The organism is Streptomyces sp. NPDC000880, from assembly GCF_053599675.1.
The window spans coordinates 1-13618 of record NZ_JBSFMS010000089.1; the positions used below are offsets into that span (position 1 = coordinate 1).

Annotated in this window: 14 protein-coding genes and 1 tRNA gene; 8 read left to right on the forward strand and 7 right to left on the reverse strand. The window is 70.8% G+C overall.

Annotation, left to right across the window (positions count from 1 at the left end; translation table 11 throughout):
- Window positions 1-253 precede the first annotated feature (253 nt).
- Together ACWDO5_RS24840 and ACWDO5_RS24845 are read left to right on the forward strand one after the other, a co-directional pair.
- Complete coding sequence (locus ACWDO5_RS24840) at window positions 254-2443, forward strand: sel1 repeat family protein (protein ID WP_450532559.1); 2190 nt, start codon at window positions 254-256, stop codon at window positions 2441-2443.
- A 55-nt stretch (window positions 2444-2498) separates the two neighbouring features.
- Window positions 2499-2572, forward strand: a tRNA-Met gene (locus ACWDO5_RS24845).
- Window positions 2573-2696: 124 nt separating this feature from the next.
- Here the strand turns inward: ACWDO5_RS24845 and ACWDO5_RS24850 are convergent.
- Window positions 2697-3113, reverse strand: a complete 417-nt coding sequence (locus ACWDO5_RS24850) for a Fur family transcriptional regulator (protein ID WP_450532560.1) — start codon at window positions 3111-3113, stop codon at window positions 2697-2699.
- A gap of 126 nt (window positions 3114-3239) precedes the next feature.
- Between ACWDO5_RS24850 and ACWDO5_RS24855 the strand changes: the two genes are divergently transcribed.
- Window positions 3240-4709: a catalase gene (locus ACWDO5_RS24855; RefSeq protein ID WP_450532561.1), complete on the forward strand. Its 1470-nt coding sequence runs from the start codon at window positions 3240-3242 to the stop codon at window positions 4707-4709.
- Window positions 4710-4838: 129 nt separating this feature from the next.
- Here ACWDO5_RS24855 and ACWDO5_RS24860 read toward each other — a convergent pair whose 3' ends face one another.
- Together ACWDO5_RS24860 and hisN are read right to left on the reverse strand one after the other, a co-directional pair.
- A complete protein-coding gene (locus ACWDO5_RS24860) occupies window positions 4839-5240 on the reverse strand; it encodes a CBS domain-containing protein (RefSeq protein WP_450532562.1) in 402 nt (133 codons plus the stop codon).
- A gap of 153 nt (window positions 5241-5393) precedes the next feature.
- Window positions 5394-6194 carry a histidinol-phosphatase gene (gene hisN / locus ACWDO5_RS24865; protein ID WP_450532563.1) on the reverse strand — a complete coding sequence of 267 codons (801 nt, stop codon included), beginning with the start codon at window positions 6192-6194 and terminating at the stop codon, window positions 5394-5396.
- Between the two features lie 170 nt (window positions 6195-6364).
- Between hisN and ACWDO5_RS24870 the strand changes: the two genes are divergently transcribed.
- Complete coding sequence (locus tag ACWDO5_RS24870) at window positions 6365-7006, forward strand: TetR/AcrR family transcriptional regulator (RefSeq protein WP_450532564.1); 642 nt, start codon at window positions 6365-6367, stop codon at window positions 7004-7006.
- Here ACWDO5_RS24870 and ACWDO5_RS24875 read toward each other — a convergent pair.
- The 4 genes from ACWDO5_RS24875 to ACWDO5_RS24890 all read right to left on the reverse strand — a co-directional run bounded on the left by ACWDO5_RS24875 (window position 6972) and on the right by ACWDO5_RS24890 (window position 10547).
- On the reverse strand, window positions 6972-7295 hold the full coding sequence (locus ACWDO5_RS24875) for a DMT family transporter (protein ID WP_450532584.1): 324 nt from the start codon (window positions 7293-7295) through the stop codon (window positions 6972-6974). The genes ACWDO5_RS24870 and ACWDO5_RS24875 overlap by 35 nt on opposite strands.
- 93 nt (window positions 7296-7388) lie before the next feature.
- Complete coding sequence (gene rsgA / locus ACWDO5_RS24880) at window positions 7389-8402, reverse strand: ribosome small subunit-dependent GTPase A (RefSeq protein WP_450532565.1); 1014 nt, start codon at window positions 8400-8402, stop codon at window positions 7389-7391.
- A 4-nt stretch (window positions 8403-8406) separates the two neighbouring features.
- Window positions 8407-9723 (reverse strand): 3-phosphoshikimate 1-carboxyvinyltransferase, encoded by a 1317-nt coding sequence (aroA, locus tag ACWDO5_RS24885; RefSeq protein WP_450532566.1) that lies wholly within the window; start codon window positions 9721-9723, stop codon window positions 8407-8409.
- 107 nt (window positions 9724-9830) lie between these two features.
- Window positions 9831-10547 carry a M50 family metallopeptidase gene (locus tag ACWDO5_RS24890; protein WP_450532567.1) on the reverse strand — a complete coding sequence of 239 codons (717 nt, stop codon included), beginning with the start codon at window positions 10545-10547 and terminating at the stop codon, window positions 9831-9833.
- A gap of 49 nt (window positions 10548-10596) precedes the next feature.
- Between ACWDO5_RS24890 and ACWDO5_RS24895 the strand changes: the two genes are divergently transcribed.
- From ACWDO5_RS24895 to rsrA, 4 genes are all read left to right on the forward strand, one after another.
- Window positions 10597-11412 carry an SOS response-associated peptidase gene (locus tag ACWDO5_RS24895; RefSeq protein WP_450532568.1) on the forward strand — a complete coding sequence of 272 codons (816 nt, stop codon included), beginning with the start codon at window positions 10597-10599 and terminating at the stop codon, window positions 11410-11412.
- A gap of 334 nt (window positions 11413-11746) precedes the next feature.
- Window positions 11747-12385: an alpha/beta hydrolase family protein gene (locus ACWDO5_RS24900; RefSeq protein WP_450532569.1), complete on the forward strand. Its 639-nt coding sequence runs from the start codon at window positions 11747-11749 to the stop codon at window positions 12383-12385.
- Between the two features lie 233 nt (window positions 12386-12618).
- Window positions 12619-13284 (forward strand): sigma-70 family RNA polymerase sigma factor, encoded by a 666-nt coding sequence (locus ACWDO5_RS24905; protein WP_450532585.1) that lies wholly within the window; start codon window positions 12619-12621, stop codon window positions 13282-13284.
- A complete protein-coding gene (gene rsrA, locus ACWDO5_RS24910) occupies window positions 13281-13604 on the forward strand; it encodes a mycothiol system anti-sigma-R factor (protein ID WP_450532570.1) in 324 nt (107 codons plus the stop codon). Before ACWDO5_RS24905 ends, rsrA begins: the two co-directional genes overlap by 4 nt.
- Window positions 13605-13618 lie beyond the last annotated feature (14 nt).

Genomic DNA, 13618 nt, shown 5'->3' on the forward strand with positions numbered 1-13618 from the left:
TCGCTGGGCTCATAACCCAGAGGTCGCAGGTTCAAATCCTGTCCCCGCTACTGAAAAGAAAGAGGGCCCGGATCCTTTGTGGATCCGGGCCCTCTTCGTGCGTATGTGCTGCCGGTGAGAACTGTGTGCCGCGTGGGGTGAGTTGGGGTCGAGCGTGTTTGACTTATCTCTCTGTGGGCATGTCGACAAAACGCTGAAGTGACCTCACTGGCTGCGATATACCAGGTGTACGCGGGGTGCAGGTGGTGCGACGATGGAATATATGGGGGATAGGGCAACTCTGTTGGAGACAGGGCGGTTTGTGCGGGGGCGTGCCGGAAACGTGGCGGACGCGACCAGTCCTGCCGAGGCCGTTGACAACGTTGACCGTGCCGGCAGCGGTGCGGGCGTCGATCCGGTGGAGACCGCCGGGACCGAAGCACGGCACCGGCGTGCGGCCGACGGCGGCGACACCGCGTCGATGAGCGTGCTCGGCGCGCTGCTGTTGCGGCGCGGCGACCTCGACGGCGCCGAGCCCTATCTGCGTGCCGCGACCGCGGAGGGCGACCGTGCCGCCGCGAACAATCTGGGTGTCCTGCTCCACCAGCGGGGATACGCCGACGAGGCGGCCGGGTGGTGGCGTATCGCAGCCGTCGCCGGTTCCGCGGCCGCGGCGCACGCGCTGGGGCGGCATTTCCGCGAGCGCGGCGACGAGCCCGCCGCGGAATACTGGCTGCGCCAGTCCGCCGAGCAGGGTCACGCGCTGGGCGCGTACGCCCTCGCCGATCTGCTGGAGCACCGCAGCGATGTGGGCGCGGAGCGCTGGCTGCGCGCGGCGGCGGAGCAGGGACACCGCGAGGCGGCGTACCGGCTCGCCCGCGCGCTGGAGCGCCAGGCGGCGCGGGAGGCCCGCGAGGGCGGCGCCGTGAGCCTGGTGGTGGGACGCGGGGGGTCCGCGGCGCGGGACGCCGAGGGCGTCGGCAGGAAGACGGCCTCGGGTTCCGGTGCCGTTGCCGTGGTCTTGGGGCGCGGTGCCGGGGACGGTGCCCCCGTGGGCGGCTCGGCTGCCGTGGGCCGCCCGGGTTCGGCGGGCCGTGTTTCCGCGCGCCAGGACCGTGGCGGTGTGGCAGCGGCCGAGGTGGCCTCGAAGCCTGGGTTCGCAACGCGGAACGCCGCCGGTGCCGGGGGCGTCGCCCCGGGGTCGGTCGGCGAGGACGGCGAGAGCGGTGATCTCGGCGATCGCGCTGAGCTGTCCGTACTCGACGAGGCCGCGCAGTGGTACCAGCAGGCCGCCGCCCGTGGGCATCGGCGGGCCGCGCTGCACCTCGGCGCGATCCTCGAGAAGCGCGGCGAGCTGAAGGAGGCCGGCCGCTGGTACCTCACATCCGCCAAGGACGGCGAGGCCCGTGCCGCCTGCGCGCTCGGGTTTCTGCTGCGGGACGCCGGCGACGAGGAGAGCGCCGCCGTCTGGTGGTTGCGTGCTGCCCAGGACGGCGACGGGAATGCCGCCAACGCCCTCGGCGCGCTGCACGCCGCCCGTGGCGAGCAGCAGACCGCCGAGCGCTGGTACCGCGCCGCCATGGACGCCGGTGACGTCAACGGTGCCTACAACCTGGGGCTGCTCTGTGCCGCCCAGGACCGTACGCCGCAGGCCGAGCAGTGGTATCGCCGCGCCGCCTACGCCGGGCACCGCGAGGCTGCCAACGCGCTCGCCGTACTGCTCCTGCAGGCCGGCGACGCGACCGGCGCCGAGCCCTGGTTCTCCAAGGCCGCCGAGGCCGGAAGCGTCGACGCAGCCTTCAACCTGGGCATCCTCTACGTCGGCCGCGACGACGACCGCACGGCTCTGACCTGGTACGAGCGGGCGGCGGCGGCCGGCCACACCGAGGCCGCCCTCCAGGTCGGCATCGCGCTGCTCAGGGACGGCGACGAGCAGGCCGCCGAGCGTCATCTGCGCTGTGCGGCGGGCGGCGGCAGTGCCGAGGCCGCATTCCGGCTCGCCACCGTGCTCGACTCGCGCCAGCCGCCGCCCGGGCGGCCCGCACTCGGCGAGCCGATGGCCGCGAAGAGCGAGTGCGAGGAGTGGTACGAGCGCGCCGCCGAGCTGGGGCACCGCCGTGCCCAGGTACGGGTCGGGATGCTCGCCGCCGCCCGCGGCGACATGGCGGACGCCGCCCGCTGGTACCGGGAGGCCGCCGAGGCGGGCAGCCGCAACGGCGCGTTCAATCTCGGGCTGCTCCTCGCCCGCGAGGGCAGCGAGCGCGAGGCTGCCCTGTGGTGGTCCCGCGCCGCCCGCGCGGGGCACGGCCGGGCCGCGCTGCGCATGGCGCTGCTCGCCGCCCGCAGGGGTGAGCTGACCGAGGGGCAGCGGTGGTGCGCGCGCGCCGTCGAGCTGGGGCCCGCCGAGGTGGCGGAGCGGGCCGCGCGGCTGCGCGAGGCGCTGCACCAGGAGCTCACCGCGTAGTGGCGAGTATCGATTTGCGCTGGTCGGCGGGGTGACGTAGGGTCGTGTTCACCGACGCGGGGTGGAGCAGCTCGGTAGCTCGCTGGGCTCATAACCCAGAGGTCGCAGGTTCAAATCCTGTCCCCGCTACTGACAGACGAAGGCCCGGATCCTCCAGGATCCGGGCCTTCGTCGTATTAGCCGCGAGCCGTACGCCGCTGAACGCGAAGGGCCCTGCATCTCATCGGTGCCGGGGCCTTCGGATGCGTACGTCTCAGGCCGACGCGCAGTTCGGGCACGTGCCGCGGTAGGTGACCTCCACGTCGGAGATCGTGAAGCCGAAGCGCTCCGTGTCCGGGAGGTCCGCCAGCGGGTTGCCCGAGGGGTGGACGTCCCGGATCGTGCCGCACTGGGCGCAGACCAGGTGCTGGTGGGACTGGTGGGCGTTCGGGTCGTAGCGCTTGGCGCGGCGGTCCGTCGAGACTTCCAGAACTTCGCCCAGGCTGACCAACTCGCCCAGCGTGTTGTAGACCGTCGCCCGGGAGATCTCGGGGAGCCGCTTCACGGCACGCGCGTGTACCTCATCGGCTGTCAGGTGGACATGGTCGCCGTCGAGAACCTCTGCCACGACACGTCGCTGGGCGGTCATGCGCCAGCCGCGTCCGCGAAGTCGTTCCAACAGGTCACTCATAAGGGCCAGCCTAACAGTGGTGGGACCCAGGTCCCGAACGGGTGTGAATTTGGATGTTCACTTGACTTAGACAAAGTCCATCGTAGGATCGAGACCGGCAAACGCCAAGGGACAGGACTGGCAGTTATGACGCAGGAGGCGCACGTGACGCAGGGACCGCTTACCACGGAGGCCGGCGCGCCGGTAGCCGACAATCAGAACAGTGAGACTGCGGGCGTCGGCGGTCCGGTTCTCGTTCAGGACCAGGCTCTTCTCGAGAAGCTCGCGCACTTCAACCGCGAGCGGATCCCGGAGCGCATCGTGCATGCGCGCGGCGCCGGTGCGTATGGCACCTTCACGCTGACCCGCGACGTATCGCAGTGGACGCGTGCGAAGTTCCTCTCCGAGGTGGGGAAGCAGACGGAGACATTCCTCCGGTTCTCCACCGTCGCCGGCAACCTCGGCTCGGCCGACGCGGTGCGCGACCCCCGCGGCTTTGCGCTGAAGTTCTACACCGAAGAGGGCAACTACGACCTCGTCGGCAACAACACCCCGGTGTTCTTCATCAAGGACGCCATCAAGTTCCCCGACTTCATCCACACGCAGAAGCGCGACCCGTACACCGGCTCGCAGGAAGCCGACAACGTGTGGGACTTCTGGGGCCTGAGCCCCGAGTCGACCCACCAGGTGACCTGGCTCTTCGGCGACCGCGGCATCCCGGCGACGCTGCGCCACATGAATGGCTACGGCTCCCACACGTACCAGTGGAACAACGAGGCCGGCGAGGTCTTCTGGGTCAAGTACCACTTCAAGACCGACCAGGGCATCAAGAACCTCACCACCGACGAGGCCAACCGCCTCTCCGGCGTGGACCCGGACTCCCACCAGCGCGACCTGCGTGAGGCCATCGAGCGCGGTGACTTCCCGTCCTGGACGGTGCAGGTGCAGATCATGCCGGCGGCCGAGGCGGCCACGTACCGCTTCAACCCGTTCGACCTGACCAAGGTCTGGCCGCACGAGGACTACCCGCCGATCGAGATCGGCAAGCTGGAGCTCAACCGCAACCCGGAGAACATCTTCGCCGAGGTCGAGCAGTCGATCTTCAGCCCCGCGCACTTCGTGCCGGGCATCGGCCCGTCGCCCGACAAGATGCTCCAGGGCCGTCTCTTCGCGTACGGCGACGCCCACCGCTACCGCGTCGGCATCAACGCCGACCATCTGCCGGTGAACCGCCCGCACGCCACCGAGGCGCGCACCAACAGCCGTGACGGCTACCTGTACGACGGCCGCCACAAGGGCGCCAAGAACTACGAGCCGAACAGCTTCGGCGGCCCGTTCCAGACGGACAAGCCGCTGTGGGTGTCGACCCCCGTCACCGGTGGCACCGGCAACCACGAGGCCCCGTCGCACGCCGAGGACAACGACTTCGTGCAGGCGGGCAACCTCTACCGGCTGATGTCGGAGGACGAGAAGGGCCGCCTCGTCGAGAACCTCGCGGGGTTCATCTCGAAGGTGTCGCGCGACGACATCGCCGAGCGTGCGGTCAACAACTTCCGTCAGGCCGACGGCGACTTCGGCAAGCGGCTGGAGGCCGCGGTCCAGGCCCTGCGTGGCTGACGGGAGCTTGCCGTAGAAGAGAGGGCCGGATCCCTGTCCAGGGGGTCCGGCCCTCCTGTGCGCCCGGCTGTGCCTGGGCTCTCTTGTGCGCCCGGCCCTCTTGTGCGCGCTGACCGGCGAGTGCGCGTGCTAACCGGCGAGCGTCGCCGGGTGCCGCCTGGCCGGGGCCCAGCAGCGGATGATGTCCCGTACGGAGACGATGCCGACAGGCCCGTCGCCGTCGAGCACGATCAGATGCCGGAAGCCGCCGTGCGTCATGGCCTCCGCGGCCTCCTCCAGGGTCCAGGACGGTGCGGCGAAGACGACGTCGGTGGTGGTGTGGGTGCCGGCGGTTTCCAGATCGGGGTCCTGCCCCGCACCCACCGAGTTCAGGATGTCGCGCTCGGTGAGAATGCCGAGCCCGCCGGCGTCGCTGTCGAGGACTACGGCGGCGCCGACACGGCGCGCGGCCATCAGGCGGGCTGCCTGGCGGAGTGTGTGTGCGGGTCCGATGGTGAGGACCACCGTGCTCATGGCGTCACGGACGAGCATGGATGGAGCCACCTCCTTGGTGGTTCGCCCCCTCGGGAACCGATTCACAAGTTCACAAGTGGGGGGACTTTCAGAGTCTCAGTCCCGCGGGGTGGCAGCAAGAGGGCGTGCGCAGCCGGTTGGAAGGGTGTATGTGCCCGCCAAATGCGCCGCTCAGTAGCGCTGGTTGAGGTATCCCAGCAGTTCCTCGTGGAGCAGACCGTTGGACGCGGCCGCGTTTCCGCTGTGCGGGCCCCGGCGTCCGTCCAGGCCGGTGAAGGATCCGCCCGCCTCCTGTACGACGATCGCGGTCGCCGCCATGTCCCACAGTGAGAGCTCCGGCTCGGCGCAGATGTCCACCGAACCCTCGGCGACCATCATGTACGGCCAGAAGTCGCCGTAGCCGCGGGTGCGCCAGCAGGCCCGGGTCAGATCCAGGAACCCGTCGAGCCGCCCCTGCTCCTCCCAGCCGCTCAGCGAGGAGTACGCGAACGACGCGTCCGGGATCCGGCCGACCTTGGAGACCCGTAGCCGGCTCGCGGAGCTCAGGCTGCGCCCGGTGTACGCGCCGCCGCCCTGCGCGGCCCACCAGCGGCGGCCCAGCGCCGGGGCCGACACCACGCCCACGACGGGCTGGTAGCCGCCCTCGCCCTGGACCATCAGAGAGATCAGCGTCGCCCAGACCGGCACCCCGCGCACATAGTTCTTCGTGCCGTCGATCGGGTCGATGACCCAGCGGCGCGGGCCCGTGCCCTCGATGCCGTACTCCTCGCCGAGGATCGCGTCCCGCGGCCGGGCCCGCTGGAGCTGTCCGCGGATCAGCTCCTCTGCCGCCTTGTCGGCCTCGCTCACCGGTGTCATGTCCGGCTTGGTCTCGACCTTGAGGTCCAGAGCCTTGAACCGGTCCATCGTGGCGGCGTCGGCGGCGTCCGCGAGGACATGGGCGAGACGCAGATCGTCGTGGTAATCGGGCATGGTCGTCACTCTATCGGGGGCTCACGGGGTCCTTCCCGGGGCGCTGTCCGCCCCTGGCTATTGACAGTGGGTGGCGGCCCGTCAACTCTGAGCGCAGTGCCGCACGGCCGGGGAGGCGCACGGCGTGGGAGGCGCACGGCCGGAGAGCCGCTTGGCCCGGGGAGGCGACGATGCCTACAGCGCGAGAGTCCTTGCTGAACGCCGCTCTTGCGGCGCTCGCCCAGCTGCCCTGGTCAGGGGTGCGGATGGTCGATGTCGCCTCTGCCGCCAGGGTCTCGCGGCAGACCCTCTACAACGAGTTCGGCGGCAAGGACGGCCTCGCCCGCGGGCTGGTGCGCCGCGAGGCAGACACGTATCTCCACGGTGTCGAGCGGCTGCTCGCCGAGCGGACCGGGGCCGCGGACCGGCTGGTCGCGGTCGCCGAGTGGACCGTCGGCGAGGCGCGGGCGAAGCCGCTGCTGCGGGCCCTGCTCACCGGCTGCTGGAGCGAGCGGCTGCCCGTGCCGAGGCCCGCCCGCCGGGGCGCCGTACTGTCCAAAGCGCCCGCCCAGCGCCGCGCCGACGCGGGACTGCCGTCCCCGGCCGAGCTGGTCGCAGCCGTACGGGACCGCTCCGTGGCCGCGCTGGAGCAGGGGTCCCACCAGGGCCCTACGAAGGAGGAGTCGGCCGATCTCGCCCACCGCAGCGAACTCGCGGTGCGGCTCGCGCTCTCGTATGTGATCGCGCCTGTCGGCGAAGGGATCGGGCCACTGGTGCGTACGGCCGTCGGCGGAGCCGTCAGTGCGCCGAGCCCGACAACTGCAGACCGATGACGCCGACGATCACCAGCGTGATCGAGACGATCTTCAGGGTGGAGACCGTGTCTCCCAGGAAAGCCATTCCGTAGATCGCGGTGCCCGCCGCGCCGATGCCCGTCCACACCGCGTACGCGGGCCCCACGTCGAGCTTCCTGAGTGCGAGCGTCAGCAGGCCGAAGCTGCCCAGCGCGAAGGCGGCGAACGCGATCGTCGGCCAGAGCCGGGTGAAACCGTGCGAGAGCTTGAGACAGACGGCGAAGCCCGTCTCGAGGAATCCGGCGACCACCACCAGCAGCCACGCCATGGTCTGTGCCTCCCGCATCAGTCGGTGACTGCTTCGTCGCACTTGGTGCGAGTATGCACTTACCAACCGCGGCGGGCCGCAAACGTGCGCCAGTCAGTCGCCTTCGCGTCGATCGCGGGTAGCGAGCAGCCGCCGCAGCGAGTACAGCCGCGCCGGATCCGCATGTCCCTCGGCCACCCAGTCGTCGAGCGCGCAGTCCGGCTCGTCATGACTGCAAGCCCGCGGACATCCTTCCGTACCCGGTACGAGATCGGGGAAGGCGAGGATCACCCGGGACGGGTCGACATGGTGCAGCCCGAAGGAGCGCACACCCGGGGTGTCGATCACCCAGCCGCCCTCCGCGTCCGCCAACGGGAGCGCGAGCGCCGATGTGGTGGTGTGCCGGCCGCGGCCGGTGACCGCGTTGACGACGCCGGTGCTGCGCCGGCGCTCCTTCGGTACGAGGGCGTTGACCAGGGTCGTCTTGCCGACGCCGGAGTGGCCGACGAACACGGTGGTCCGGCCCTTGAGGTGCTCATGGACCCGCTCGGCGGCGACGCCGTCCACGAACTCGTCGCGGGTGGTGACGATATGGGGCACGCCCAGCGCGCCGTACTTCTCCAGCAGCTCGTCGGGCGAGGCCAGATCCGACTTGGTCAGCACGAGGAGTGGCGTGAGCCCGCCGTCGTACGCCGCGACGATGCAGCGGTCGATCAGGCGTGGGCGGGGTTCGGGGTCGGCGAGCGCCGTCACGATCGCCAGCTGGTCGGCGTTGGCCACGACCACCCGCTCGTACGGATCGTCGTCATCGGCGGTCCGCCGCAGGACGGATTTCCGCTCCTCGATGCGCACGATGCGGGCGAGGGTGTCCTTCTCGCCGGAGAGATCGCCGACGATCCCGACCCGGTCACCGACCACCGCGGCCTTGCGGCCCAGCTCGCGGGCCTTCATCGCCATGACGACGCGGTCGTCGACGAGACAGGTGAGCCGGCCGCGGTCGACGGTCAGGACCATGCCCTCGACCGCGTCCTCGTGCTTGGGGCGGATATTGGTCCGAGGGCGGTTGCCCTTGCGGTTGGGGCGGACGCGGATGTCGTCCTCGTCGGGGTTCTTGCCGTAGCGGCGCATCTCGTCAGGCCCCGAGCATTCCGGCCCACATCCGCGGGAAGTCGGGCAGGGTCTTGGCGGTCGTCGCCACGTTCTCGATCTCCACGCCCTCGACGGCGAGGCCGATGACTGCGCCGGCCGTGGCCATCCGGTGGTCGTCGTACGTGTGGAAGACGCCGCCGTGCAGCGGGCGCGGGCGGATGTGCAGGCCGTCCTCGGTCTCCGTGACATCGCCGCCGAGCTCGTTGATCTCCTTGGTCAGGGCCGCGAGGCGGTCCGTCTCGTGGAGGCGCAGATGGGCGACGCCGCGCAGCGTGGAGGGGGAGTCGGCGAGCGCGGCGACGGCCGCGATGCCGGGGGTCAGTTCGCCGACCTCGCCGAGGTCGGTGTCGATGCCGTGGATGCGGCCGGTGCCGGTGAAGGTCAGACCCGCCTCGGTCAGCTCGCAGGACCCGCCCATCTCGGTGAAGATCCGGCGCAGCGCGTCACCGGGCTGGGTCGTCCGCTCGGGCCAGTCGGGGATGGTGACCCGGCCGCCGGTGATCAGCGCGGCGGCGAGGAACGGCTGGGCGTTGGACAGGTCCGGCTCGACGGTCAGATCGCGGCCGAGCAGGGCGGACGGGGAGACCCGCCAGACATTGGGCTCGCCGCCGGTCTCCGGCTCGTCGACCTGGGCGCCGACGGCGCGGAGCATGTCGACGGTCATCCGGATGTGTGGCATGGAGGGCAGGGTGCCGCCGATGTGCCGTACCTCCACGCCCTGGTTGAAGCGCGGGGCGGACAGCAGCAGGGCGGAGACGAACTGGGAGGACGAGGACGCGTCGATCCTGACCGACCCGCCGTCGAGCGCCCCGCTGCCGTGCACGGTCATTGGGAGCGAGCCGCGGCCGTCGTCGTCGATCCGGGCGCCGAGGACGCGCAGGGCGTCGATCACGCCGTTCAGGGGGCGCTCGTAGGAACGGGGGTCGCCGTCGAAGCGGACCGAGCCGTCGGCGAGCGCGGCGACCGGAGGCAGGAAGCGCATGACGGTACCGGCGTTGCCGACGTCGACCGTGGCCGGGCCGTGCAGGCCGGCCGGGATCACACGCCAGGTCTCGCCCTCGCCGTCGGGGCCCACGCCCTCCTCGATGCCGACGCCGAGGGCGCGCAGCGCCTCCGCCATCAGGAAGCTGTCGCGGGAGCGCAGCGGGCGGCGCAGCCAGCCCGGCTCGGCGGCGAGTGCGGCCAGCACCAGGGCGCGGTTGGTGACCGATTTGGATCCGGGCACGGTGACCGTCGCTTCGACGGCCCCGGTCGCGTAGGGGGCGGGCCAGAGGGCGGGGTGGACGGAGCTGTCGGTCATGGCCATCACTTTAGTGGCTCGGCGGAGACCCCGATCTTGATCAAATGCGGCGAAATGGGGGCGTAACCGAGGAGTGGTAGAGGGCTGTGCGGGTCTTCGGCGCTCGGTCAGAGGCCCAGCAGCCAGCGGCCGCCGCCGATCAGGGAGCAGAGCGACACCGCGTGGAAGAGGAACAGCCACATCACGGGCGGTACGTGCGTCAGCCGGGAGAGCTGATCGGCGTCCGAGTCGGGGGCTCCGCCGTGGCGGCGCTTGGACTGCAGCTCGAAGGCCGGTCGTACGCCGCCGAGCAGCAGGAACCAGACGGCGGCGTAGGCAAAGGCGGCCTGTACGCCGGGTTCTGTCAGCCAGGAGACCAGGAGGAAGGCGGCACCCGTGACGATCAGGGTGAGCGCGCCGTACGCATTGCGGATCATCACCAGCATCGCGATGAGCAGAGCGGTGGCCAGCCAGAGGAGCAGCGTGATGTGGTGCGCGGCCAGCAGCCAGGCGCCGCCGAGGCCGAGGAGGGGCGGCGCGGTATAGCCGGCCGCGGCGGTCAGGATCATGCCGAGGCCGGTCGGCTTGCCGGCGCTGACGGTGAGGCCGCTCGTATCGGAGTGCAGGCGGATGCCGTCCAGACGGCGGCCGGTGAGCAGGGCGACGAGGCCGTGGCCGCCTTCGTGGGCGATGGTGACGGCGTTGCGGGACAGGCGCCATATGGGGTGGGGGACGACGACTGCGAGGGCGAGCAGGCCGGTGGCGATGACCAGCCACTCGTCGGGGGCGGGCTGATTGCCGAAGACGCGGTCCCACAGGTCGGCGGCGGACTGGGTGCTGGCCATTTGTCGGGCGGCTCCTCGGGTGGCGGGCGGGAGTGGCAGTGTGGCACTTATGTGCGGACGGTATGCAGCGAGTCGTAGACCCGAGGATCTCGCGGGGCTCTTCGGGGTCGAGAAGTGGGAGCCGGAGGAGACGCTGGCGCCCGATTGGAACGTGGCCCCCACGAAGGAGGTCTACGCGATCCTCGAACGTCCTGTGAAAGACGCGGGTGATCCCCGTCCGGTTCGCCAGCTGCGGGCGCTGAAGTGGGGGCTTGTGCCGTCGTGGGCGAAGTCGCCGGAGGGCGGAGCGCGGATGATCAACGCGCGGGCGGAGACGGTGCACGAGAAGCCGTCCTTCCGCAGGCCCTTCCTGACGCGGCGCTGCATCCTGCCGGCGGACGGCTATTACGAGTGGGTGACCGGGGCGGGGGAGCGGGAGCTGGAGGTCGAGGGCAAGAAGAAACGCCCGCGTAAGCAGCCGTACTTCGTGACGCCGGCGGACGGGTCGGTGTTCGCGATGGCGGGGGTGTACGAGTTCTGGCGCGACCGGACGCTGCCGGACGACCTTCCGCAGGCGTGGTGGGTGACGTGCTCGGTGATCACGACGGAGGCGGAGAAGGGGCCGCTGGGGGTGGCGCCGGCCCAGGGGCCGCGGTCACTGTCGGACATCCACCCGCGGATGCCGCTGATGCTGACGCCGGACCGGTGGGACGCGTGGCTGGACCCGTCGCACAGGCAGCCGGAGCAGGTACGGGCGCTGCTGGTGCCGCCGCCGGAGGGGTTGATGCGGGCGTACGCGGTGACGACAGCGGTGAGCAATGTGCGGAACAACGGGCCGGAGCTGCTGGAGGAGCTGTCAGGCCCGGAGGAGGACACGCTGTTCTGACCGGGGTTTTCCCCTGTCCCGACCCTCCCGGAGCTGAGGGCAGGGCAGCCAGACCCCCACCCGGGGAGCGGCAGCTTCGCGCCGCGTGCGGCGCCGGCCGGCGGCTTCGCTTCGGACGCGGGCACGGTGGGCGGCCTCGTGCGGGGAACACGCGCACAGCCACCGTCGGCGGCTCTGCCCGAGAATCATCGCTCGCGCGGCTGCTCGCGCCGGCGCGAGCAGCTCCGCGCCGGTGCGGGCTCGGTGGGCAGCTTCGCGCCGCGTGCAAGCCCGGTGCACCGCTTCGCGGTGCCGGGTCCCCCCTCGTCCCATCCCGGCGCGGCAGGATGGACGTGTGAGTGGCACTGAGATCGTAGAGACCGGCGCCGGTGACGCCCGCGTCACCTGGGTGTCCGCCACCGGGCGGGCCCGGCTTGTGGTGGCCGTCAGTCATGGTGCCGGGGGTGGGATCGAGGCGCGGGATGTGCAGGCCATTGCCCGGGCGCTGCCCGCGGACGGGGTCACGGTGGCCCTGGTCGAGCAGCCGTGGCGGGTGGCCGGGAAGAAAGTCGCTCCCGCGCCGAAGACGCTGGATGCCGGGTGGCGCGGGGTCTGGCCCGTGCTGGAGAAACGCGGGCTGCCCGTCGTCGGCGGAGGCCGCAGTGCCGGGGCGCGGGTCGCCTGCCGGACCGCGCGGGAGCTCGGGGCCGCCGGCGTGCTCGCGCTGAGTTTCCCGTTGCATCCGCCCGGCAGGCCGGAGAAGTCCCGCGCGGACGAGCTGCTCGGCGCGGGCGTGCCCACCCTCGTCGTGCAAGGGGGCAACGATCCCTTCGGGCGACCGGAGGAGTTCCCCGAGGGGGACTACGAGCTCGTGGCGGTGCCGTACGGCGATCATGGGTTTGCCGTGCCCAAACGCGCCGGGATCAGTGAGGAGGAGACCCTCCGGACCATCACGGACGCCGTGCGGACCTGGGCGCGCGGGCTCCGGGAATGATGCGCGTACGCGCACTGTTGTGGATGTTGTAAAGACATAAACAGAGCTTGCAGTAGGGAGTCCGTCGCATGGGTTCGACCATCTGCCCGAGCCGCTCGAACGCCGCTGACCTGGAGTGGACGGTGCTTTCCGCGGCCAAGAACGCCCCTGCTCGGGCGGCGGGCGGAGCGGATCGTCGTCTATCCTCCGATTCGAGCGGGTCCGCATTCGGCCTCGCCACAGCGTTGGAGGAGGTGGGTCCGGTCACTGGGACCGACGCAGGGACCGATGGCGGCCAGGCGGAGCAGTCCGAGGAGACGACCGTCGAGCGCAATGCCCGTTTCGAGCGGGACGCCCTCGGCTACCTCGACCAGATGTATTCGGCTGCGCTGCGCATGACGCGCAATCCGGCCGATGCCGAGGATCTTGTGCAGGAGATGTACGCCAAGGCGTACGGATCCTTCCACCAGTTCCGCGAGGGCACGAACCTCAAGGCGTGGCTGTACCGGATCCTCACGAACACGTTCATCAACTCGTACCGCAAGAAGCAGCGCGAGCCCCAGCGCAGCGCCGCCGAGGAGATCGAGGACTGGCAGCTCGCCCGCGCCGAGTCGCACATGTCGACCGGGCTGCGCTCCGCCGAGTCGCAGGCCCTCGACCACCTGCCGGACTCGGACGTCAAGTCAGCACTGCAGGCCATTCCCGAAGAGTTCCGCATCGCGGTCTATCTCGCGGACGTAGAGGGCTTTGCGTACAAGGAGATCGCGGACATCATGGGAACACCCATCGGGACGGTGATGTCCCGACTGCACCGCGGCCGCCGTCAACTGCGCGGCATGCTGGAGGACTACGCCCGTGAGCGCGGGCTCGTCCCGGCCGGTGCGGGGGAGTCGAACGACGCGAAAGGCTCGGGCTCATGAGCTGCGGAGAGCCGCACGAGACGGACTGCTCAGAGGTCCTGGACCACCTCTATGAGTTTCTCGACAATGAGATGCCCGATGCCGACTGCACCAAGTTCGAAGTGCACTTCGAGGAGTGCTCGCCGTGCCTGGAGAAGTACGGTCTTGAGCAGGCCGTGAAGAAGCTGGTCAAGCGTTGCTGCGGCCATGACGACGTGCCCGGCGATCTGCGGGCCAAGGTCATGGGGCGCATCGACCTGATCCGGTCCGGTCAGGCCGTGCCCGACCACGACGTGACGGTCGCCGGCGCCGAACTGCCGGGCGTCGCCGCCCAGGAGTAGGCACCGGCACAAGT